This window comes from Bacillota bacterium (genome assembly GCA_013178305.1).
GTDB lineage: Bacteria > Bacillota > Sulfobacillia > JABLXB01 > JABLXB01 > JABLXB01.
The window spans coordinates 1095830-1119263 of record JABLXB010000001.1; the positions used below are offsets into that span (position 1 = coordinate 1095830).

A 23434-nucleotide genomic window follows, 5' to 3' on the forward strand; every position below is an offset into this window, starting at 1 on the left:
CCGCCACCCGGCCCGGCGGGCCTCCGGCCCCGGCGAACGGCCCCGGCGGCGGACTCAGTCTGTGAACTACTTTACCAGGCCCTTCTCAGTCCAGAACTTCTTGGCCCCGGGATGGAGCGGTATCGGGACTCCGACCGCGGACTCGATCTTGACCTGCTTAATTGAGGCGTGGAACGTCCCGAGCTGCTCGAGGTTGTTGTAGATTGCCTTTGTTATCTCGTAAGCGGTCTTGTCGTCCATTGAAGCGTTGACTACCAGCGTGTTGGCGACACCCTGTACGACCGCGTCCTTATCAAGCTTGTAGACACTCGCGGGCACCACGACCTTAGAGTAATAGGGGTATTTCTCGATCATGGTGTTCATCTTGTCCGGCTCGATCTCGACGAAGCGGATCTTGTCGGTGTTGGCCAGCTGCATCACGGCCGAGGTCGGGTAGCCGGCGCCCGCCAGCGCCACGTCGACGTGGCCGTCCTTGAGGGCCATCATTCCATCCTCGTACGATACGTAGCTCGCCTGCAGGTCCTCGATCTTCATCCCGTATACGTCGAGGACGGCCTTGATCATCGGGATACTCCCACCGCCGGCCGGACCCACGGCGACCTTCTTGCCCTTCATGTCGGCGATCGTCTTGATCGGGGATTTGTCCAGCGTGATGATGTGGAGGATCGTCGAATGGAGCGACCCCAGCGCGCGCAGGTCGAACTTCTCCTTGTACGTGTCCTCGCCCCTGGACGCGAAATACGCCAGGTTGGCGTTCGTTATGCCGATGTCGGTCTCCTTCTTGCCCACGAGCCTGCAGTTCTCGACCGCGCCGCCCGTGACCTCGGCGGTCATAGTAACGCCCTTCACGTTCTTCGAGACTATCTCGGCTATTCCGGTGCCGATCGGGTAGTACGCGCCACCCATGCTGGCGGTGGCTATTGTCATCTTTTTCGGTTGCGCCTGACCGCCGCAGCCCGCCAGGGCGATTGCGGCGACCAGTAGTGCCATGCAGATGCTGACCACAGTGTTACGCTTCACGATTTACACCCCCGTTAGATTTTGATCAAGGAAGCCCAGGATGGATGATAACAACGAAACCGGAAGACTACCCCTTCTTGTTGACGGAATCCAACAGCGACCTCGAAGCATTTGACCTGTGAAGCCTCACGAGCTCCTCAACCCGCTCCTCCTCGCCCTTCTCGAGGGCCTCGAGTATTGCGAGGTGCTCCTGGTGCGACGGGCGGAGTCTCTCCGGAGCCAGTTTGAACACGGATCGCGAGCGTTCCGCGCCGTACCAGATTTCCTCGATCATCTTCTGGAGCTTCGGGTACGGTGATAGGGCGTAAAGCTTCGTGTGGAACTCGTGGTTGAGTATTCCGTAGTTGGCCCTGTCGTCGTTCTCGACGCACCGCCCCATGTTGTCGAGAATGGACCTGAGCTCCGCGATGGCCCCGGGAGCAGCACGCCCCACGGCCGTCCGCGCCGCAAAGCCCTCGAGAACACCCCGTATCGCCAGCGCCTCCTCGATTTCCTCGGGGCGGAAACTGGCGACCTCGGCCCCCGAGTGGGGCGTCACGACAACCAGACCTTCCGCCTGGAGCTGCCGGATCGCCTCCCTGACCGGGATCTCGGAAACGCCCAACTCCTCCGCGATTTTCTTCTGGAGTAGGCGCGTCCCGGGCTCGAGATCGCCGTTGACTATGTGCTCTCGGAGAGCCCTATAGACGACTTCAGTCTTGGTCGTGAATCTCGGCTTCTCGTGTTTGAGTAGCATCAACCTGCTCACTCGGTCACCGCCCTTCGCCGCAGCCCGGGTCGTACTCGGCTGCCGCTAGTATCGCGGTATGACGCCCGTCCGCTATAGAATATATTATATAGAACGCGGCACATTCCTCCTTGGCGTTGACAAACCGTTCGACAAGCGACGCCCCAACGCTGTAAAATGCAATAGGCGTTACCTGCGCATACTCATGACCGGTAGACAGTCGCTGCCGGAAGCGTGGGCTGGATAAACGGGAGGGATGCCGCCGGCATGAACCCGGTTGCTCTCAGAGTCGGTCTGATAACGGTGTACTGGTACGGCATAATGGCGGCACTCGCCATGCTCACCGGCTACCTGGTTGCCAGGCGCTTCGCGGTGTCTTACGGCATCGACCCCGACCGGTTCGATTCGCTGATGCTCCTGTACATCCCGACGATAATAGTGGGCGCGCGGGCGGCATACGTCATCGCCAAGTGGGATTTCTTCCGCGATAACCTGATCGAGATCGTGAAGACGTACCACGGTGGTCTGGGATCGCACGGCGCGATCATCGCGATGGTGATCGTGGGCTGGATATCCACCAGGCTAACGAGAGTCCCGTTCTGGACGCTGGCCGACGCAATCGCCCCGGCGGTTCCGCTGGCCCACGTGTTCGTCCGTCTTGGCAACTTCTTCAACGGCGAGCTGTACGGCCTGCCTACGGGCCTTCCGTGGGGCATGGTGTTCCCCGGGACGTTCGAGCCGCGCCACCCGAGCATGCTCTACGAGGGCATCGTGTCCGTGTTTACGTTCGCCCTGTCATACTACCTGGCCCGCAGGCGGATCGCGGAAGGCCGCGCGCGCGAGGGGCGCGTGTTTTTGAAGACCATGTTCCTGGTCTCCGTCGTGAGGCTGCTGGTGGACTTCACGCGGCCCCGCGGCCGCGGGGTGTTCCTGGGCCTGATGCTCACACAGGTACTCGCCCTGGCGATTGCGCTGGTGTGCGCGGCGTTGCTCGCCCTGCCGGTCCTGCCCGGGGCCGCGTCAGCGCCTGGCAGCGGCGATGCCGGGCACAGCGTTGTCGGGAACGGCGACGGCCGGAGAAGCGGCGGCGATGCCCCGAGCGCAGGCGGCGCCGGCGGAGACGATGATGACGCTGCCGGGTGCGTCCGGTGACCGCCCAGGATCGCCTTCCGGTATTGTAAGTGCAGTTCGACTATGCTATTATTCTCTGTGCAAGTCTTTTGGGGAGAGGTACCCAAGTAGGCTGAAGGGGCGGGTTTGCTAAACCTGTAGTAGGGCGATTAGCTCTAGCGAGGGTTCGAATCCCTCCCTCTCCGCCATGAAAGAACAGCCCGGGGAACCCCGGGCTTTTTACCTGGCGGGACCTTTTTGAAGCCTTTCTCGAAGGTGACCGCACGAAATCTGCCTGCTGCAGGCGATGTTCACAGGACAGGCGGCAGGAACCTCTGGATACGGGTGACTCTCATTACAGGGGTCATGTAGGGCGAGTAGGTGACGTAACCGCACGCGTTGACCAGGTGCCCAAGGTACTCGCGGAGATTAATCGTGCTGCTTACAATTAGTAAGCGGACCGGTCCCCTGTGAAGTATGAGTTCGTTCCCAAAGAAATCCACAAAACCGAGCTCGCAGCGCTCAAGTGGTACCGACATCCTTCCTCCCTCCTCCTCCCGCGTAGACATAAGACTTCTCTACATACTATGCCCGGCGGGGTTTTCCGGTTCACCCGGGGTGGGCCCGCCGCCGGTCGCGGCTGCGGCGGTGGCCGCAATCGGGCCGTCAACAGTGTCAACTTGAAAGCGGCCTATGCTTGTGGTATTATCATTTGTGCACATTGCGCGCCCGTAGCTCAGCCTGGATAGAGTGACGGACTACGAATCCGCAGGTCGCAGGTTCGAATCCTGCCGGGCGCGCCATTTCTATTACCGCTAAAGGTGCATTTATTCCCTCAACAGCACCGGAAGGCCATTATCTCACCCAACCTCATCCCGCCGGTAAATGCAAGGGATCGGCATGTAGAGGTACGTTCCCTGCACGGCATCCAGCACCGCCCCTGCGCCAGTGTCAAGTATTATTTGCATGTCTCGATTTCGCGAGAGAGGAATTCTGTTCGCCACAGCGAACTTACCCATAAAACCCAGAGGCAGTTCTGGCTATACCAGGAAACCAGCATAGATGGAGGATGGACATGAAGGAGATAGGCCAGAGAATTCGCGAGTTAAGACAAGAAAAGCGACTGACTCTAGAAGAATTGAGTTCCCGGACCGATCTCTCCAAGAGTTACATCTCTGAGGCTGAGCGGGGGATCGCGTCCTTAAGCATCACCGCCCTTCAGAAGATCGCGCAGGCCCTCGATGTCCCGCTTTCCCATTTCTTCCTTCTTCCCACTCCCGCGTCGAACACTGTGAGGATTACCAGGGTAGGGGAGCGTTCCGAGTTTCGGATGGAGGCAAACGAGGATCGGACGTTTACGAGCCTCGCGGCAGGCTTCCCCGGTTGCGTACTGGAGCCCCTTCTCATCACTCTCCTTCCCGATCACGCCAGGGTGGAGCCCTATAGCCACCCGGGTGAGGAGTTTGCGTTCGTGCTTGAAGGAAGCCTCACGGTTCTGGTCCAGGATGAGGAGTATGAACTTGGAGCGGGCGATACCATCCATTTGCCGTCGCTGATCCCTCATAACTGGGAAAACCGCACCGATAAGCCGGTCAAAGTCATCGCGGTCAGTACTCCCAAGATCTTTTGAGGCAACGGTTCTGGAGCGCCAGGAGGGCCCGATGAAGCACAGTCGACACATCGAGTTAACCCAGAAGGGGGACTCAATCCAGTGAAGAGATTCCGCGTCGCAATGGATATCGGCGGTACTTTCACAGATTTCGTCCTCTACGACGAGGAAACCGGGGAGTACCGTACGGGGAAGGTTTCGACCACTCCCAGGGATCTCTCGATCGGAGTACTTGAAGGACTGATCCAGCTCACGAAGGATTTCTCAGCCATCGACTTTTGTGTTCATGGCACCACCTCCGGCCTCAACGCGTTCCTGGAGCGCAAGGGAGCCCGAGTAGCTCTCATCGCGACCGAGGGTTTTCGAGACGTATACGAGATTGCCCGGGGAAATCGGCCGGACATGTATAACCTGCAGTACCAGAAACCCCAGGCCCTGGTCAGGCGGCGCGATGTTTTCCAAATCAAGGAGCGGGTTCTCTTCAATGGCACGGTGGCTGTCCCGGTCGACGAAGGCGCCGTTCGAGACCTGGCCGCGAAGATCAAGTCCGGTGGCTACGAGTCCATAGCTGTCGCTTTACTCCACGCCCACATTAATCCCGTAAACGAAACGCGCATCCGCGATGTACTCAAGGAAGAGTTGCCCGGGATATCGATCTCCCTGTCTCATGAGGTCGCCAGGGAATGGAGGGAGTACGAAAGGACGAGTACGACAGTCCTGAATGCGTACGTCGCTCCGATTGTGGAAAAGTACCTGACCCGTCTTGAGGGCGAGGTAAGAGGCGGGGGCATGGAGGAGTCTCTTTACATCATGCGCTCCAACGGCGGTGTCATGACGGCGGAGGTCGCCAAAACCCACCCCATCCAGACCTTGCTCTCTGGTCCGGTCGGGGGCGCGGTCGGGGGGGCGTCGCTGGCCAAGGAGATGGGAATGCGCAGCCTCATCGGGGTTGACATGGGCGGCACGAGCTTTGACGTGACCATGGTCATCAACGGTCAGGCGGATGTCACCAATGAGACGAACCTGCAAGGCTTCCCGGTGTTGACTCCTATGGTCAACATTCATACCATCGGCGCCGGAGGAGGGTCTATTGCCTGGATCGAGGGTGGTGGCCTCCGGGTCGGACCTCGGAGCGCCGGTGCCCAGCCCGGACCCGCCTGCTATGGGAGAGGGGGCACCATTCCCACAGTGACCGATGCCAACGTCGTGCTGGGAAGGATCGACCCTGAGCACTTCCTGGGCGGTAACATGACACTCATGAAGGACGGGGCCCTGGAGGCCGTGGCGTCAATTGCCGCACAACTGGGTCTCACCGTTGAACAGGCGGCTGAGGGGATCTGCGACGTAGTCAACGCCAAGATGGCGGACGCTATCCGTACGATTACCATCCGGAAGGGCATTGATCCCCGGGAATTCACGTTGGTGGCTTTCGGTGGGGCGGGTCCGATGCACGCCGTCTTTATCGCACAGGAACTGGATATCAAGGACATTCTGGTGCCCCGGTTCCCGGGCGCCTTCTCTGCCTGGGGAATGCTGCAAAGTGACATCAGGCATGACGAGGTTCGGACCTTCCTCCAGCCCGCCGGGGGTGCGGATACTTCGGCTATGCAATCCATCCTGGATACCGTGGAGCGAGACGTCGAGGTTGTCCTGAAACGGCAGAAGGTAACCCCCGATCGCATGACCTTCATTCGGACCGCGGACATGCGTTACATCGGCCAGGAGTACGTGGTGAACGTGCCGATGCCGGGCGGCCGATTGGATCGGAATTCCCTGGGTGCTCTCGTAGCCGACTTTCACGAGAAGCACCGGCAGATCTATGGGCACAGTAATCCACGGGGTCCGGTGGAGTTCGTCAACTTGCGAGTGGTAGGAGTAGGAGAGCTCTCATCGGGCGTCAAGGTGGAGCCGGCGGAGGCGACCAAGGGTGAACCAAAACCCAGAACGCTAGCGCCGGTTATCTTCGGAGGCAGAGAGTTGCCCACTCCGATCTTCGCCAGGGATCACCTCCTGCCAGGGCATCGTTTCGAAGGTCCGGCGGTCGTCGAGGAATTCACCGCTACCACAGTGGTGCCACCAGGGTATCGGGTCGAGGTTGGCCGCTTTGGTAGCATGCTGATTAGCGCCAGGGGGGAGGACTGAGGAATGGGCCAGCAGCCTTGTGTCAACCCGGTGACGGTCGAAATCATTCGCAACGCGTTGCAGTCAGCGGCCGAGGACATGAACGCCAGCTTGTTTCGGAGCGCCTTCAGCCCGGTAATCTACGAGATGAAAGACTGCAGCGTCGGCATATTCAACGACAAAGCCGAGATGCTCGGCCAGTCGGCGGGGTTGCCCATCTTCCTGGGAAACCTGGAGGAATGCATCAAGACGACCATCAGCATGTACGGCCTGGATTTCTTCCAGGAGGGAGACGTGCTCATCATAAATGACGCGTACATGACCGGGACACACCTGAATGACGTGACAGTCTTCGCCCCGATTTTCCTCGACGGCCAGATCATCGGATTCTCGGCGAATAGGGCTCACTGGCTGGATGTCGGCTCCAAGGACCCGGGAGAATCGACCGACAGTACCGAGATCTATCAAGAAGGTATTCGTATCGGTCCCACCAAGATAGTCGAGCGAGGACGGCTTCGCCGGGATGTCGTGGATCTCATAGTGAGGAACAGCCGGTTTCACGAGGCGGCCGAGGGTGACATGAATGCGCAGATATCCGCCTGCCTGACCGGAGAGAAGCGCTACAAGGAGATCGTCGCACGGTTCGGCCTGGATACCATTCGAGCTGCCACCCTGGATATCTTCGCTCAAGCTGAACGTCTTGACCGGGAAGTCATAGCCGCCATTCCTGATGGCGTGTACGAGGCCGAGGGATGCCTGGACAATGACGGTCAGAGCGACGAGCCGGTCAAAGTGTATGTGAAGGTCATTATAAGCGGGAGCGATATGACCATAGACCTGGAGGGGTCCAGCCCGCAGGCAAAAGGGTCTACCAACTGCGGTTTCCCGCAGACAGTCTCAGCCTGCCGGGTTGCCTACAAGGCGTTGATCAACCCCCAGGCGCCCGTTAACGGAGGAAACTTCCGTGCACTTACCGTCAAAGCGCCTCCCCGGTCCATTTTCACCGCCCAGGAGCCCGCCGCTGTGCAATGGTACTTCACCCCACTGGGGCTCCTGATCGACTTGATCATAAAGGCTCTCGCCCCGGTTCTCCCTGAACGCACAGCGGCGGCACACTACGGCGACTCGATGTGCATCAACTTCGCCGGGACTGACCCGCGCGAGGGGACTCCGTTCCTCACGGTAGAGGCCACGGTTGGTGGCTGGGGTGCCTTCAGCTGGGGTGATGGGCAGAACGCGCTGATAAATAACGTGAGCGGAGACTTCAAGAATCTCCCGGTCGAGGTTATGGAGACAAAGTACCCCGTGACCGTTACCCGGTACGCGATCCGCCCGAATAGCGGCGGAGCCGGTAAGTACAGGGGCGGAAACGGGGTCATCAGGGAGTACCAGGTACACTGCGATGATGGCACCGTATACCTGTGGTGGGAGCGCTCCAAGACCCCCGCATGGGGCATCCTCGGCGGTCAGGACGGCAAGCCTCCGGTGGTTGCCATTAACCCAGCGACCCCGAGAGAGAGGCGGGTTCTTAAGGTTAACGGAATGAAGCTGGAACGAGCGGATGTGGTGAGAGTAGAGTCGGGCGGCGGTGGCGGTTACGGGGACCCGCTGGAACGCGATCCGGCACTGGTGACAGAGGACCTTCTCGACGGTTATGTAGATGTGGCCGAGGCCGAGTCCGCCTATGGTGTGCGGTTCATTTACGGGACGGACAAAGTCGATGTGAAGGCTACTTCAGAACTACGGGCAATGATGAGCAGCGCCAGGAAGGCAGGCCACTCCCTCCAAGGAGGCCGCCGCTAGTCGGTGCCGGTTTGCGCTCCTTCGTATGGCCCAGGTCAGAGGGGGGATGTAGTGCAGATGAGAGACGGGTTCCGAAGGCTCGCGGTGGCAGTCAAACTATCGACTTCCGGTTCACTAGCTGGCAACATAAGAAAGGGGAAGAGAGTCATGATTAAGGCGTCGTCTTGCCTACTTGTGCCTCTTGCAGTGTTGCTAACCGTCACCGTGCTTCTGGCCGGGTGCGGCGGGTCCAAAACGCCGAGCTCGGCGCCCCAGCAGCAACCTGCGCAGCAACAACCCGCTCAGCAGCCGTCCCAGCCGGCGCCCGCCCAGAAACCGGTGCGTGCGGCCTTGTTCCATCTGGTCCGGGCCAATGCTTATGATCAGGCACGGATTGATGGAATCAACGGCAAAGCGAAGGAACTCAACGCTCAGGTGGACTTCTTCTCGTGTGAGTACAACACCCAGGAGCAGATCAACCAGATCCAGGACGCGATCACGGCGAACAAGTACGATGTCTTCATGATCCACCCCAACGACAGCAACGCACTCGTGCCGGCCATCCAGGAGGCCCTGAAGAAGGGCATCGTGGTAATCGGGGCCGATGCGCCGATAGGCCCGAACACCCGCTCGCTCAAGCCTTACCCGGAGGGAGTCAAGTGCATAATCGGCCGAACCGGCTGGACGACCGGCACTTTCCTCGGTAAGGCGGTGGTCGAGGCGTCCAAGGGGAAGAAAGTCTCCAAGGTCGCCTACCTTATCGGTATGCAAGCGTTGAGTATCGACCAGGACCGCTACGAGGCGTTGAAGCAAGTTATCAAGGACCAGCCGCACATCCAGGTAGTTGCGTTCCAGGAGGGGCAGTACCGGCGTGACATCTCGCGCCAGGTCATGCAGAACGTCTTGCAGGCCCACCCGGACATCAGCGTAGTGGTTTCCTCCGGCGACCAGATGACTCTGGGCGCCTATGACGCGGCCAAGGAAGCGGGCCTCGAGAAGAAAATCAAGTTCATCGGCAACGGCTGCAGCAAGGAAGGCCTGCAGGCCATCAAGGACGGCTGGTTCTTCGGCGGTTACGCCGACATCCCGTACACCCAGGGGCAGCTCCTGATCGAGACTGCCGTGAAGGCGGTACGCGGGGAAAAGGTGCCGGAATACATCAACCTGGAGGACCAGCGGCCCCCGCTGCCGCCGGAGGGTCCGATCATCACCCAGGAGAACGTGGGCAAATTCCAGGGCCAGTGGTAAGCGGGCGGCTCTGCCTGACAGGCAGGCTAACGCCCGAGTCTGTCGGGCGGCAAGGAGCTGATTGCCAGCTCCTTGCCGCCCCGATCCCGTGGTGAAGTGCCATGCAGGATAAGCCCATACTGGTGCTGCGCTCCATTAACAAGCAATTTGACGGCGTCCAGGCGCTGCAGGACGTGTCCCTGGTTGTCGAACGAGGGACGATCCACGCCCTGGTTGGTGAGAACGGGGCCGGCAAGTCGACGCTGGGGAAAATCATTGGCGGGGCTTACCGCCCGACCAGCGGCCAGGTCCTGGTGGAGGGGTGCCCGGTCGTCTATTCTTCGCCCAGGGATGCCCTGGCAGACGGCATCGCCCTGATCTCGCAGGAGGTCGCGCTCGTTCCACAGCGTACGGTGATTGATAACGTCTTTCTCGGCATTGAGAGCGCACGGTACGGATTCCTGCGCGGCGGTGAAATGCGGGAGAAGTACGAAGAACTGACGGGCCGTTCCGGGTTCTACGTTCCCCCGGATACGCTGGTTTCGTCGCTGCGCATCGCCGAGCAAAAGAAGGTGGAGGTTCTCCGCGCCGTGGCACGAAACGCCCGGCTGATCGTCATGGACGAACCCACGGCCGCCCTGTCGGCCGAAGAGACCCAGAGGCTTTTTGCCCTGGTCCGGGGGCTCAAGGCAAAGGGTACCACGATCATCTACGTGTCGCACTTCCTCGAGGAAGTGCTGTCCCTGGCGGACACGGTGACAGTGCTCCGGAACGGCCAGTTGATTAAGACTTCGCCCGTGAGTGTGGAGACGCCCGAGAGCCTGGTCGAGGCCATGCTCGGAAGAGTCATCTCCCTCGGCTTTCCGGGGAAGGTCCACCCCGAATCCGGCGCACCCCTGGTTCTGTCTGTGGAGGGGCTGTCCCGGAGCGGTGTTTTCGCGGACATCTCCTTCGGCATCCGGGCGGGCGAGATCGTGGGTCTGGCCGGCCTTGTCGGCAGCGGGCGTTCAGAGGTGGCCCGGGCCATTTTCGGGGCGGACCGCCGGACGGCGGGTGTCATCCGGCTGCGGGGAGAGATTGCGAGGATCCGGTCTCCCCAGGAGGCAATCGAGGCCGGGGTCGCTCTCCTGCCCGAAAGCCGCAAGCTGCAGGGTCTGATCATGAAGTTTACGGCCGGACACAACGTCACACTGCCACATCTCAGGTATGTGGCTGTGGGCCCACTCGTGCGTTCACGGGTCGAGTACCAGCGGACCCAGTCGCTTCTTGCTGACCTGGATGTCAGGCCGCCGGATCCCCGGAAGGTGGTTGCCGACCTGTCCGGTGGAAACCAGCAGAAGGTCCTGTTCGCCAAGTGGCTGTTCAATCGTCCGAGGGTGCTTATCGCTGATGAGCCCACCGCTGGCGTGGACGTTGGAGCGAAGCGAGCGATCTACCGGCTGATTCACGCGCTCGCTCGGGAGGGGATGGCTGTACTGCTGATCTCCTCCGACCTGGGCGAGGTCTTGGGCCTTGCTCACAGGGTGCTGGCGATGCACCGGGGGCAGATCGTTGCGGAGTTCAGAGACCCGGAACTGACCGAGGAAAGAGTCATGCATGCCATTTTTGCCCGGGATGAGGGCGGTGCGAGCTTATGACAGAGAGACCGAGTGATTCGACGAAGGTGCAGGTTGAGGTCCGCAGGCCCATCACTGTAGGCACCATCCTGCGCAACTATGGAATAATCCTGGCATTCTTGTTCTTCTTTGTCGTCCTCTCATTTTCGACACCGGCGTTTCTGACGGCCCGTAATCTCCGCAACATCGTGGACCAGTCGGCGGATGTCGGCATCGTCGCCTGCGCCATGACGCTCGCCATCATCAGCGGGAACTTCGACCTTTCGGTGGGCGCGGTCTTCTCTTTCGCCGGTTCCCTGTCTGCGATCATTGCTGCCAGGGGCTTCGTTGGCTTGGGACTGGCGGCCGGCATTCTGACCGGTCTGCTACTCGGATTGCTCAACGGCGCCATCATTTCGGGGTTTCGGGTCCACTCGTTCATCGCCACTCTGGCTAGCGGGCTGATCATCCGGGGGCTGGCGATGATCCTGACGGGGGGACGCCTGATTATCGTAAATGAACCGGCTTTCAAGATCCTGGGCCAGAGCACTTTCCTAGGCCTCAAGTACCCGATCTTCATCTTCCTCGCCTGGGCAGCCTTTACGTCCATTCTGCTGTCCAGGACAACCTTCGGCCGGGCTGTCTATGCAATCGGGGGTAACGCCGAAGCCGCACGCATGTCCGGCGTTCGCGTGGACAGGGTCCGGACCCTGACCTTCGGACTCACCGGCCTCAGCGCCGCCCTGGCGGGAATGATCACGGTCTCCCGCATCAGTCAGGGCCAGGCCGACATAGGCTCAATGGTAGACATGGAGGCTATCGCCCGGGTGGTAATCGGGGGCACCAGCATCATGGGCGCGGAAGGCGCCATCTGGCGCACCGTGTTCGGCGTATTGTTGATGCGACTGATGGGCAACGGGTTCAACATACTCAACGTCCCGCCGTTCTACCAGAGGGTGTTTGAAGGAGCGGTCATCCTTTTCGCCGTTGCCGTCGATACACTGACGCGGTCCCGGCGGCAGAACTGAGAGCGAGAGGAAGAAACCGCCTGCCGCAGGAGCCCACAGCCTGGGGGAAAGGGCTTGCGGTACACTGTTGGGCGTCAGGGCGGCAAGATCGGGGACTGCACGGTGGACGGTCAAGGAGGAGAAACCATGTCGAGAAGAATAAGAATACGTTTTGAACGCGGCGGCGAAATCACGGCCATCCTTTTGGAGAGCGAAGCTCCGGAGACGTGCGACATAATCTGGGATCATACGCCCATCTCCTCAGAAGCGCTTCATACTCGCTGGTGCGGACGGGAGGTCAACTGGGCGATCGATTTAGGTCGCAGGCCTCCCCGGGAGAACCAGACCATTTCGAGCAGCGTGGGAAACGTGGTTTACTGGCGAGAGTGGGAAGGGCTCTACCCTTCCACTGGAGCAGAGGCTCTGGGCCTCTATTACGGAGCCGAACTGATCCGCGACCATCGGGGACACCAGCCTGTGAACGTGTTCGCACAGGTAGACGGCGCTTTCTGGGACGTTCTCAAAGAGGTGGGGCAGCGGATCTGGCGGCAGGGGGCGGAAAAGGTCACTGTCACTCGAGTGGTGGACGACGCCGAATCCCGAGAGACAGCGTACGTGGTCTCGTGATCCATCCTTGAGAGCGGGGGAGAAACGTGGAGAGAACAGTTTTCGAGCATCGTTGCATACAACTCCAGTGTATGTTGGCTCAACAAAACGTGGAGGCTGCGTTGATCACGGATCCTGTCAACCTCTACTACCTGACAGGGTGGCGGACCAATCCGCATGAGCGGTTCACCGGACTCCTCGTGCCGCAGGCAGGTCCGCCGGCGCTCGTTGTGCCGGCTCTCGACCTCGAGGCCGCCGGAACTGGCTGGGTGAACGACGTTCGCGGCTGGCGGGACGGGGAAAGTCCCTACGAAGTTCTGGCGGAAGCTGCCCGACCGGGTGGGGCTGCAGGCGGAACCCTGGCGGTGGAAAAAGCCATCATGAGCCTGGAGACCTTCGAGGGCGTCGCCGGGGCGCTCAGACCCAGGGGGACACTGGACGTCCGTCCCTTGCTGAACAACCTGAGGGTCAAGAAAGACGAGAGGGAACTGGAGCTCCTTCAGCGGGCCGCGGACATAGCCTGCGAAGCCCTTGACTCCGTCTGCCAGATTATTCGACCGGGAATGACTGAGAAGGAGGTCGCCGGCCGTCTCGATCAAGCAATCAGGGCTCTTGGAGGCGACGGACCTGCTTTTGAGACGACTGTCCTTTCCGGCCCACGGTCGGCGCTCCCACACGCTCAATCCGGGGACAGGCTAATCGCGCTCGGCGACCTGCTCGTGATCGACTTCGGCGCGGCCTACCGCGGCTACCTGTCCGATATCACCCGGACCTTCTTTGTCGGTCCCTGGCCTGAAGACCTCTCGACCGTATATGACGCCGTCCTGGCTGCCCACGACGCGGCGATCGACTCGGTCGCGCCCGGAAAGACCATGGAAGACATTGACCGTGCAGCCCGCAGGGTCATCGAGGAGCGTGGGTTCGGCCAGTACTTCATTCATCGGACCGGCCATGGGTTGGGCCTTGCGATTCATGAGGAGCCGTACTTTGTTGAGGGCAACCGTCAAGAGCTCGAGCCCGGCATGGTGGGGACGATAGAGCCCGGGATATACTTGCCTGGAATCGGGGGAGTCCGCATCGAGGATGACGTGGCGGTGACCTCTATAGGGAGCAGGACGCTGACGAGATGGCCAACGGAGCGACGGACTCTGGGTTGACTCCGTACCGAAAGATTCCTCAATAGATCACCACCAGATTCGCGACTGGACGAGCGAGGAGGCCATAGCGAGGGCCTTTGGCATTAGCAGGGCCACGCTTTACCGGAGGCTCAGAGAATACGTAAAGACAGCGTGGAACCATCGGAAGAATATGGCACGACACTTGCGTAAGCTTGCGGGGACCACGTTCGTAACCTGACTCGAAACGCAGGGGGCGATCGCCTTAGGCTGTTTGACGCAACCAACCACCGGAATCATTTTCGACATCATGAAATACGGCATTCACGACGGGCCTGGGATTCGAACGATAGTGTTTCTCAAGGGGTGCCAGATGCGCTGCTGGTGGTGCCACAACCCTGAAGGGCAGAGGCCGGGCCTGGAGGTCATGCTCTGGGGCGAGAGGTGCATCGGCTGCGGAGAGTGCCTCAAGGCCTGCCGTCACGGGGCAATCGTGGATGCGGCCGACGGTGAGCGCCCCATCCATACCCTCAGCGAGAAGTGCACCGTGTGTGGGGATTGTGTGAAGGCGTGCTACGCCGGGGCCAGAACGATTGTGGGCAGGGTGGCGACAGTCGATCAGGTCATGGAGGAAATACGGAAGGACAGGGCCTTCTACGAGGAATCGGGCGGCGGGGCGACGTTTTCGGGGGGCGAACCGATGTCGCAGGCGGAATTCCTCGACGCTCTCCTGCAGGAGTGCAAGAGAGAGGAATTGCACACTGCGGTTGAGACCACCGGGTTTGCGAAGCTCGAGGACCTGCTCAGGGCCGGCGAGAAAACCGACCTGTTCCTGTACGACCTCAAGCTGATTGACGACGAGGAGCACAGGAAGCACACGGGCGTATCGAACGGGGTCATCCTCGACAACCTGAAAGCCCTCTCCCTCCGCCACGGGAACATCATCGTCCGGATCCCCATCATCCCCGGGGTGACAGACACCGACCGCAACCTTCTGAAGATGGGCGAGTTCCTGTCGGGGTTGGACGACGTGAGGGAGGTACACCTGCTCCCCTACCACAAGGCCGGCGTCGGCAAGTACGCGAGGCTCGGCAAGGGCTACGACCTGCCGGCTTTGCAGCCGCCGAGCGAGCAGGCTATGAACGGGATTGCCGAGAGGCTCAAGAACTGCGGGAAGAGGGTTAAGATAGGAGGTTAGTCCTGGGCATGAACGAACGGGTTGCGATGCTGAGGCAGAAGAGCCAGGAAACGAAGCCATTCATTACGACTGAGAGGGCCGAGCTGATGACCCGGTTTTACAAGGAATTCAGCGAGCCTGTCTCGGTTCCGGTCCGGCGGGCCCATGCATTCAAGTTCCTGATGGAGAACAAGGCGATCTACATCGGGGAAGGCGAGATCATCGTCGGCGAGAAAGGCCCAAGCCCCAAGGCGACCCCGACGTATCCCGAACTCTGCTGCCACAGCCTTCAGGACCTCGAGATTCTAAACTCGCGGGAGAAGGTTCCCTTCGTGGTGAGCGATGAAGTGCGGCGCGTCTACCAGGAGGAGATAATACCCTTCTGGAAGGGAAAATCGATGCGCGACATGATATTCCGCGAGATGACGGATGAGTGGAAAGCGGCCTACGACGCCGGCATCTTCACCGAGTTCATGGAGCAGAGGGCTCCGGGCCACACAGTCCTCGACGACAAGATCTACCACAGGGGCTTTCTCGATTTCAAGAAAGACATACAGGCCGCGCTCGACGCCCTCGATTACCTCGATGACCCGGAGGCGTACGCAAAGCGCGAAGAGCTGAAGGCCATGATGATCTGCGCCGACGCGATCATCAGGTTTGCGGAGCGGCACGCTGAGAAGACCAGGGAGATGGCCAGGCAGGAGAGCGACCCTGTGAGGAGGCAGGAGCTGGAGCAGATCGCGGAAGTGTGCAGCCACGTTCCGGCCCATCCCCCCAGGAACTTCTGGGAAGCCCTGCAGGCGTACTGGTTCGTCCACCTCGGCGTGACAACCGAGCTGAACACGTGGGATGCTTTCTGCCCCGGCAGGCTCGACCAGCACCTGTACCCGTTCTACAGGAAGGGCCTCGAGGACGGCACGCTGACGGTCGAGAAGGCCCGCGAGCTCCTGCAGTGCTTCTGGGTCAAGTTCAACAACCTGCCTGCGCCGCCGAAAGTCGGCGTCACGGCAGCCGAGAGCGGGACGTACACGGATTTCGCCAACATCAACCTCGGGGGCCTGAAGCCCGACGGCTCGGACGGGGTCAATGACCTTACGTACCTCATCCTTGAGGTCATCGACGAGATGAGGCTGGTACAGCCGAGCACGAACATCCAGCTCAGCAGGAAGAGCCCCGACAGGTTCCTGAAGGCGGCTCTGAGGGTCATACGCAAAGGCTGGGGGCAGCCTTCGATATTCAACTGCGACGCCATCGTGGAGGAGCTCCTCCGCCAGGGGAAGTCCATCGAGGACGCGAGGAACGGCGGCGCGAGCGGGTGCGTGGAGACGGGCGCGTTCGGCAAGGAGAGCTACATCCTGACCGGCTACTTCAACATAGTGAAGATGATAGAGCTCGCCCTTCACAACGGGGTGGACCCGCGCACTGGCAAGCAGATCGGCCCCAGGACGGGCGATCCCACGGAGTTTACGACGCATGATGAGTTCTTCGAAGCCTTCAGGGGACAGATGAGGTACTTCATTGACGTCAAGCTCAGGGCAAACAACCTCATCGAGAGGATGTTCGCGACTTACATGCCGTCTCCGTTCCTCTCGATACTGATAGACGACTGCATAAAGAAGGGCAAAGACTACAACGACGGCGGCGCCCGCTACAATACCACGTATATCCAGGGCGTGGGCCTCGGGACCGCGACGGACAGCCTTTCAGCGATCAAACACCACGTCTTCGATGAGAGAAATCTGACCATGGCCGAACTCATCGAGGCGCTCGACTGCAATTTCGAGGGCCGTGAGAAGGTCCGCCAGATGCTGCTCAACAGGACGCCCAGGTATGGCAATGACGACGAATACGCCGACCGGATCATGACTTCCATCTTTAATGCGTTCCACGACGAGGTAAACGGGAAGAAGAACACCAAGGGCGGGGTCTGCAGGATAAACATGCTCCCGACTACCTGCCACGTCTACTTCGGGTCTGTGATAGGGGCTACGCCGGAAGGGAGGAAAGCCGGGCTGCCGCTCTCGGAGGGGATCTCTCCGGTGCAGGGGGCCGACAGGCGAGGGCCCACGGCAGTCATCAAGTCAGCTTCGAAGATGGATCATGTCAGAACGGGCGGCACCCTCCTGAACCAGAAATTCACCCCGCAACTGCTCGAGGGCGAAGAAGGCATTGACAGGCTTGCGAACCTGGTGCGGACGTACTTCCGGCTTGACGGCCACCACATCCAGTTCAACGTGGTGAGGGCCGACACCCTTCGCGCCGCGCAGCGGGAGCCGGAGAGGTACAGGGACCTCATCGTCCGCGTCGCGGGTTACAGCGATTACTTCTGCGACCTCAGCAAGGCTCTCCAGGACGAGATTATCACCCGTACGGAGCACACATCGTTATAGGAGGAGAGGCGTACTCACGGGTTCCGCCGCATACCGGTCTCAGGTTAACCAGGAAGTCGTTCACCACGCCGTCAACAATCTACTCGAACATCCAGACGTCTCTCATGATCAATCCGGGCCGCCTGAGGTGAGCCGTGACTTTGACTTCGAATGTGGCTTCCCTGAAGCGCTCAGGCCACTCGTAGGACGCCCATTCGGCCCACGTCATGAACCTATACCTTACCAAGTCGCCGAAGAAGAAGATATCGGCGCCCTGGAACTCCGTCTGCGCGCGCCTGATGAGGTTTTCGATATGGGACTGCACGCCTCGGGCGACCTGTTCCTGAAGGTTCGCGAGCCCCTCGGGCTTCGATATGTCGATATTGCCGGGCAGCTCGATGAGAGTCCCCTCAAGTTCCACGGACACCTCGATGTGGGCCCTCGGATAGCCCGAGGGGGTGGTCTGGGGCGTAATGAGGACCCTGCGCTTTGAGCGTGAGGTCCCCCATTCAACTGCGGCGATTTGTTGAGTCCCCATTGTGGGGCCCCGGCCCTGCCCCGGGCCGGTGCCGCCGGGAGCGCTGTCGCCGCCGGGCTGGGCCTGGGCGGCTCCGGCTCCCGCTTGCGGCGTGACTGGGTACCCCACGAAGCCCTTTAACAGGCCTCCGCGGAGCATCAGCGCGTGAATCGCCTCGGTGACGTCGAGTCTGCCCACCATTGTCGAGTCCTTCATCACCGCGCCGCCCACCGCTGCCACGCTGATGTGCGGACCGCCGGCCTTGCCGGTGGTCGCGCTGGCCCCAGGGTTGATTTCCTCCCAGGTACGGACTATCCCCAACACCGCATCCTTCGACTTGGAGGCGCTGGTGGTCAGCAAGTCGTGGATGTGCAGCTGATCTGTAATCCGCCTGTTGATGTTGAGTTCAATGAACTTGCGGATGAACACCCAGGGAGCCGCCTCGATCGAGGGGCTCAAGTTCGATAGGACGTCTCGGGCGGTCCCATCCGCCACGAGAACCGGGACCGTGTGACGCAGATTCCTGTGGCGCATCATTGAGTCGAGGACCTCGCTGAGCCCGAGCCTGGCCAGGTCTTCGCCAACAATGAGGGATTGGAGGTGGGTGCCCCTGAGGTCCCTGTCCAACGATTGCTCAGCTGCCTCCGTCGCCAAGGTCACGTTGGAGGCCGTCGTGTTTATCACGAGAAAGCTGACGCCGGGCGCCCCTCCGCCGCCGCCACCCGGTTGTCCCTGGGGGCCGGGAGAGGTGCGGGGGATCGTTATACCCATAGTGACTTCGATGCCCGCCTGCCCTGGGGGGAGGGGCTCGCCGGATTCACCCCTCACCGCATCGATTCCGAGCAGGGCGAGAGAGGCGATTTCCTCGAGCTCACGACGTCCCCAGCAACCCGTGAGTGCGATCACGGTGACCATGAGCAGTAGTGAGAGGGCCAATCCCCGGAACTTATTCAGCGCCGTCACCCCCGGCCGGCTCCCGATCACGGCGTTCCCGGCCAGGTAAGCGCCTGGTCGCGGCAATCGCCAGGAGAAGCGCCGGAAAAACCCACGCGACGATCCATCCAACCGATCTGAACAGTGTAATCTGTAGAATGAATACGTCAACGAGCGTGTCGGGGGCGAACGCGCCAAAATAGGTGAGGATGGCAACAGGCCATATTATAAACGACCACCGCCGCACACCCAGGATGTCGGTCAGGAGAACCGACGCGAGCAGGTTGCCGAGCGCAACCTTGACTGACGCGAAGAAGATCCATGCGAAAACGAACAACGACTCGATCCTTTCGAAGAATGCACCCAGCTGTATCGCACTGGCCAGCTGGAGCATGGGGTAGAGCATCTGGGCGCCAACCGGGGCGGTGAATAAGACCTCGGTGAAAAACACCGCGGCAGCGATGTAGCCGGCGGAAATCAGCAAAGAGACCGTACACAGCCTGCGCCCCGTCGTCTCCGCGGATCTCAAGTAGGGGACGAGAAGGCCGACGGCGAAACCCTCGGCGTACAGCGAGGAGCAAGGCGCGCTTCCCCAGATGGTGTGACTCGCCCCGGTGCCCCAGAGTGGGAACACCTCGGCCACGCTGAATTCCAGGAGCAGCGCGGACAACAGGATTGTGAGCGAGAGGAGGGCAAGGGGCGCGAACATCATCGAGGCGGCGCGGCCGATGGCCTCGATGCCGAACATCGATCCCCACACGGCGGTGAAGGCGCCCAGCCAGCCTAGCACCGGCAGGGGGGTCATAGGCAGGATGCTCGTCTTATACGCGCCCGCGAATTCACGAAGGCTTATCGCGTTCATCCCCAGGAGGATGAGAAAGAAGACCAGCCCGAGGAGTTTTCCGGCTGCCTTACCGACGGTTGCCTCCACGCACCGTTGATAGGATAGGCCGCCGAACCTCACGGCGAAATGGTAGTTGGCCAGCATCCCGAGTACGGCCGGCACGTAAGCGATTATCGCGGTAATCCACGCCGACGTCCCGACCAGGTAGATAAGCTGAGAGGGGCACGATGTAAACGCTTTCGAGCCGATGTAGATAGTCAGGAGCGCCGTCGCCTCCCTGTAAGAGAGGCGCGTCCCCGGGTGCCCCGGCGGCCGCTCCGGCATCCTACCTGCCCGGGTCGTCATTGGGATTGTCCCGCCTTTTCATCCAGCGCCGGGTGACCGGTGGGGCAATGCGCGGCTCCAGGGGTCGCAGGTACACGGGCCTACGTTCCATCTTCCAGAGCGGCCCCCTGATTGTCACGTCGGGGGCCCCCTTTACCCTGGGCGCGAACGGAATCATGAATGGCACTCCGAAATTCCGGATCGAACACAGGTAGACGAGTATACCGAATCCTACTAACCCGACCCCGAGCAATCCCCACAATGCGGAAGCTGCCAGGAAGAGATATTTCGAGACCCTCACCATAATGGCGAGCTGTGGGCTGGAGATTGTATACGAGGAAACCGCCGTAACCGCGATGAGGATGACCTCCGCGGGGGTGAGAAGGGAAGCCCGCACCGCGGCCTCCCCGATGAGCAGCGCGCCGACAATGCCTATGGTGGGGCCGATAGGGGCAGGGACGCGGATCCCCGCCTCCTGGATGAGGTCGAACGCCAGGAGGGTGATCCATACATTGAGGATCGACGGCAGAGGTACCGCCTCTCTTGTCGCCCCGATTGAGAAGAGCAGATTCGTGGGGACCATCTCCTGGTGGTAGTTTATCGTAGCAACGTACACGGCGGGGGCGAACATAGCAATCAAGAACCCCAGAAACCGGAGCAGCCTCAGGAAGGTTCCATACGGCCATCTCGTGTAGAAATCCTCGGGGTTTTGCAGCAGGTCTGCCGCAGTGCTGGGAATAATAATGCCTGCTGGCGCGTTGTCGGTGAATACCCCTACATACCCTTCAGCAATGTGCGCGGCGAACCTGTCCGGCCTCTCCGTAATCATCGTTGAAGGGATTACCGAGCCCGTGCGCTCGTCGAGTAGCTGCTCGAGCTCTCCGTCCGTGGACACGTAGTCCAGCCGGATCGCATTCAGGCGTTTCTTGACTTCGTCGACGAGCCGCGGGTTTGTCACTCCCGCGATATACACGACGGCGACCTCGGTCCGTGATAGACTCCCGACCTCGGTCAGCTCGACCACCAGGTCGGGGCTGCGGATTATCCTTCTAACCAGGGTAACGTTGATTTTCAGTGGCTCGACGAACGCCTGGTGCGGCCCGCGGACGACCCTCTCGTTCACCGGCTGGTTGACATCGCGGTGACGCCACCCGGCCGCGTCCGCGAGCACTGCAACACTGAACCCGTCCACGATGACTGCGATCTTCCCGGACATAATCTCCCAGGCGATGCTATCCAGAGAATCCTTGAGATCGACTGAGACCTGGGGGAAAAGCCTCTCGAGTTTCCCTTCAACCAGCGCGTTCTCGACCTGGATTACGCGTGCCGGGTCCGGGCTGAGGAGGGGGCCGAGCAGGTCGGCATCGAGAACCCGCTTGTCGATCATCGCGTTGACAAACAGGACTGCCACGCGGCGAGGCTTCCTCAACGGAATCTCGACCTCCTTAAGAAGAATGTCCGAGCTCTCCGGAAGGTGGAACGTGGTGCGGATCCGCCTGAGGTTTTCCTCGAGACTGCCGGTGAGCCTGGGTGCCGCGCTCGGCAGACCCCTGCGCACCTCGCCCCGTTTCCGTCTTCGCAACGCGGATGCCAGCCGGCGAATGAGCCCCTTACCGCCGCGTGACGCCACCCGGCCCGAGCCGGCACCGGAAGGCCCTGGCCCGGGATACTCCGGGTCGAGCGAGAACTCGGGAAGCCCCTCCTCGTTCAGCCAGTCGATGACCCTTTTGACCAGGGTGCGCTGTTTCTGTGTCAAGGATGCCGTCCACCTCTAGCCGCCTGTAACGAGAACATTGCTGTCAGCTTACCACTGCTAATTCGCGCTATTCGCGAATACTGCGGCGACCTGCGCGAGATCTCCCACGAGGTGCCTGATCAACTTGGGCCGTCGTCTGGAAGTCAGCGGGTGGTGTGTCACTATGGCGGGCTCCCTTCGATGTCGAAATTCCCGCGGGTGACCTGTCCTACTTCGCGCTGGTCCGTCTGGAGTTCACCTGCGGGAGTGCTTGTTGTAGGTGCGGGCGACGGCAGCCACCTCCGCCGCTGCTCCGCGCCGTCGCCGACAATGCCCGCCCGTCCTTGAAATGCCCCTGTTTATGTGGTAATCTACTTATTGCCGAAAAACGGCGGCGTGCTGTATTGAGCATTCCCCGGTCTCGGACACGACGTGCGCCCGTAGCTCAGGTGGACAGAGCGGAGGATTCCTAATCCTCGTCAGCCGGAGGTTCGAGTCCTCCCGGGCGCACCATTTTTACGGCGGGACGGGCTTCTCGAAGCCCGGGCAAGTCCCGCGCAAGAAGGCCGAAGTGCAGCAGGCTGACGAGCAGCAGGTTCATGAGTCATACATGGCCGAGGCGCTCTCGGAGGCAAGGAAGGCCGCCGCGATGGGCGAGATCCCGGTAGGCGCCGTCGTCGTGAGAGACGGACGCATTGTCGGGCGGGGCCACAACCTCAGGGAGACGGCCAACGACCCCACGGCTCACGCCGAGATGGTCGCGATACGCGAAGTGAGCCGCGCGCTGGGGGCGTGGAGGCTCGAAGGCTGCACGATGTACGTCACGGTGGAACCGTGCGCGATGTGCGCCGGCGCGATCGTGCTGGCGCGGATCCCGGCGCTGGTGTTCGGGACGAGGGACCCCAAGGCGGGCGCGTGCGGCTCGGTAATGAACATAGTCCAGGATGCGCGGCTCAATCACCGCGTGAACATAATTGAAGGGATCCTGGCCGGAGACTGCCAGGCGATATTGAAGGAGTTTTTCCTGAGATTGCGGAGGGGTGTCGGAGAGGTCGAACGAGCTCGCCTCGAAAGCGAGTAGGCGGCTAAACCCTGCCTCGTGGGTTCGAATCCCACCCCCTCCGCCATTTTGAGCCGTAGTTGCGGAGAGATGCCCGAGCGGCTTAAGGGGCACGCCTGGAGAGCGTGTAGATGGGCTTAAACCTGTCTCGTGGGTTCAAATCCCACTCTCTCCGCCAGATGATTGCTCCGGGCCACAGCCCGGAGTTTTTTGAACGGAAAGCCTTGCCGTGCTAGATGGGGAGGTAGCGGTGCCCTGTAACCCGCAATCCGCTATAGCGGGGTCGAACTCCGCGCCCGAGGCTTTTCCCCTGTGGGGTCTGCCGCGCGAAGGCGGCGTCGATGGCTTGGTCCTGCGCAACCGGAACCCGTGAACCCCGCCAGGCCCGGAAGGGAGCAACGGTAAGCGGCCAAGCCGGTGTGCCGCAGTCAACCTGGCCGGAGCATGGCCACGCGTGTAACGCCCGGAGGGGAGAGTCGGAGGCCGGTGCACGGCATTTGATTTTGGCGCGGCCCGCGGGCAGGATACACCCCCACGGGCAAGAATCATACCCTGG

18 protein-coding genes, 5 tRNA genes and 1 other RNA gene are annotated in these 23434 nt (G+C 61.0%); 18 read left to right on the forward strand and 6 right to left on the reverse strand.

Translation table 11 applies throughout. The features are described from left to right. Positions 1-66: 66 nt before the first annotated feature. Together HPY55_05150 and HPY55_05155 are read right to left on the reverse strand one after the other, a co-directional pair. Complete coding sequence (locus tag HPY55_05150) at positions 67-990, reverse strand: TAXI family TRAP transporter solute-binding subunit (protein ID NPV70022.1); 924 nt, start codon at positions 988-990, stop codon at positions 67-69. A gap of 97 nt (positions 991-1087) precedes the next feature. After that, on the reverse strand, positions 1088-1768 hold the full coding sequence (locus tag HPY55_05155) for a GntR family transcriptional regulator (protein NPV70023.1): 681 nt from the start codon (positions 1766-1768) through the stop codon (positions 1088-1090). A gap of 246 nt (positions 1769-2014) precedes the next feature. Here HPY55_05155 and lgt point away from each other — a divergent pair, with 246 nt between their 5' ends. Both lgt and HPY55_05165 read left to right on the forward strand, forming a co-directional pair. After that, a complete protein-coding gene (gene lgt, locus HPY55_05160; protein NPV70024.1) occupies positions 2015-2899 on the forward strand; it encodes a prolipoprotein diacylglyceryl transferase in 885 nt (294 codons plus the stop codon). A 72-nt stretch (positions 2900-2971) separates the two neighbouring features. Then, positions 2972-3066, forward strand: a tRNA-Ser gene (locus HPY55_05165). A gap of 102 nt (positions 3067-3168) precedes the next feature. Here the strand turns inward: HPY55_05165 and HPY55_05170 are convergent. Continuing rightward, positions 3169-3396, reverse strand: a complete 228-nt coding sequence (locus tag HPY55_05170; protein NPV70025.1) for a hypothetical protein — start codon at positions 3394-3396, stop codon at positions 3169-3171. Positions 3397-3582: 186 nt separating this feature from the next. Between HPY55_05170 and HPY55_05175 the strand changes: the two genes are divergently transcribed. From HPY55_05175 to HPY55_05225, 11 genes are all read left to right on the forward strand, one after another. Then, a tRNA-Arg gene (locus HPY55_05175) sits at positions 3583-3660 on the forward strand. 266 nt (positions 3661-3926) lie between these two features. Further along, positions 3927-4487 (forward strand): cupin domain-containing protein, encoded by a 561-nt coding sequence (locus tag HPY55_05180; GenBank protein NPV70026.1) that lies wholly within the window; start codon positions 3927-3929, stop codon positions 4485-4487. Positions 4488-4568: 81 nt separating this feature from the next. Continuing rightward, positions 4569-6608 (forward strand): hydantoinase/oxoprolinase family protein, encoded by a 2040-nt coding sequence (locus tag HPY55_05185; GenBank protein ID NPV70027.1) that lies wholly within the window; start codon positions 4569-4571, stop codon positions 6606-6608. A 3-nt stretch (positions 6609-6611) separates the two neighbouring features. Next, positions 6612-8390 carry a hydantoinase B/oxoprolinase family protein gene (locus HPY55_05190; protein ID NPV70028.1) on the forward strand — a complete coding sequence of 593 codons (1779 nt, stop codon included), beginning with the start codon at positions 6612-6614 and terminating at the stop codon, positions 8388-8390. A 57-nt stretch (positions 8391-8447) separates the two neighbouring features. Further along, positions 8448-9617, forward strand: coding sequence for a sugar ABC transporter substrate-binding protein (locus HPY55_05195; protein NPV70029.1), 1170 nt, complete (start codon positions 8448-8450; stop codon positions 9615-9617). A gap of 101 nt (positions 9618-9718) precedes the next feature. Further along, positions 9719-11233: a sugar ABC transporter ATP-binding protein gene (locus HPY55_05200; protein ID NPV70030.1), complete on the forward strand. Its 1515-nt coding sequence runs from the start codon at positions 9719-9721 to the stop codon at positions 11231-11233. After that, on the forward strand, positions 11230-12219 hold the full coding sequence (locus tag HPY55_05205; protein NPV70031.1) for an ABC transporter permease: 990 nt from the start codon (positions 11230-11232) through the stop codon (positions 12217-12219). Before HPY55_05200 ends, HPY55_05205 begins: the two co-directional genes overlap by 4 nt. A gap of 126 nt (positions 12220-12345) precedes the next feature. Then, entirely contained in the window at positions 12346-12825 is a 480-nt protein-coding gene (locus HPY55_05210; GenBank protein ID NPV70032.1) for a DUF3830 family protein, read from the forward strand. Positions 12826-12851: 26 nt separating this feature from the next. Next, on the forward strand, positions 12852-13961 hold the full coding sequence (locus HPY55_05215; GenBank protein ID NPV70033.1) for an aminopeptidase P family protein: 1110 nt from the start codon (positions 12852-12854) through the stop codon (positions 13959-13961). A gap of 268 nt (positions 13962-14229) precedes the next feature. After that, positions 14230-15117, forward strand: coding sequence for a glycyl-radical enzyme activating protein (locus HPY55_05220; protein ID NPV70034.1), 888 nt, complete (start codon positions 14230-14232; stop codon positions 15115-15117). 8 nt (positions 15118-15125) lie between these two features. Beyond that, on the forward strand, positions 15126-17486 hold the full coding sequence (locus tag HPY55_05225; GenBank protein ID NPV70035.1) for a glycyl radical protein: 2361 nt from the start codon (positions 15126-15128) through the stop codon (positions 17484-17486). A 79-nt stretch (positions 17487-17565) separates the two neighbouring features. Here HPY55_05225 and HPY55_05230 read toward each other — a convergent pair whose 3' ends face one another. Genes HPY55_05230 through HPY55_05240 form a run of 3 tightly spaced genes read right to left on the reverse strand, consistent with a single transcriptional unit; the run spans position 17566 to position 21839 of the window. Then, complete coding sequence (locus HPY55_05230) at positions 17566-18945, reverse strand: hypothetical protein (protein ID NPV70036.1); 1380 nt, start codon at positions 18943-18945, stop codon at positions 17566-17568. Next, positions 18929-20104, reverse strand: coding sequence for a GerAB/ArcD/ProY family transporter (locus HPY55_05235; protein ID NPV70037.1), 1176 nt, complete (start codon positions 20102-20104; stop codon positions 18929-18931). The genes HPY55_05230 and HPY55_05235 overlap by 17 nt, the downstream gene beginning before the upstream one ends. Then, positions 20085-21839 carry a spore germination protein gene (locus HPY55_05240; GenBank protein ID NPV70038.1) on the reverse strand — a complete coding sequence of 585 codons (1755 nt, stop codon included), beginning with the start codon at positions 21837-21839 and terminating at the stop codon, positions 20085-20087. Before HPY55_05240 ends, HPY55_05235 begins: the two co-directional genes overlap by 20 nt. Positions 21840-22252: 413 nt before the next feature. On the opposite strand from HPY55_05240, the gene HPY55_05245 reads away from it, so the two are divergent. The 5 genes from HPY55_05245 (at position 22253) to ffs (ending at position 23372) form a co-directional block, all read left to right on the forward strand. Continuing rightward, positions 22253-22331, forward strand: a tRNA-Arg gene (locus HPY55_05245). Between the two features lie 97 nt (positions 22332-22428). Further along, positions 22429-22899, forward strand: coding sequence for a nucleoside deaminase (locus HPY55_05250; GenBank protein ID NPV70039.1), 471 nt, complete (start codon positions 22429-22431; stop codon positions 22897-22899). Continuing rightward, a tRNA-Ser gene (locus HPY55_05255) sits at positions 22853-22945 on the forward strand. The genes HPY55_05250 and HPY55_05255 overlap by 47 nt, the downstream gene beginning before the upstream one ends. 17 nt (positions 22946-22962) lie before the next feature. Then, positions 22963-23056: transfer RNA gene (locus HPY55_05260), tRNA-Ser, on the forward strand. Between the two features lie 49 nt (positions 23057-23105). Then, positions 23106-23372: signal recognition particle sRNA large type (ffs, locus tag HPY55_05265), an RNA gene on the forward strand. Positions 23373-23434: the final 62 nt, after the last annotated feature.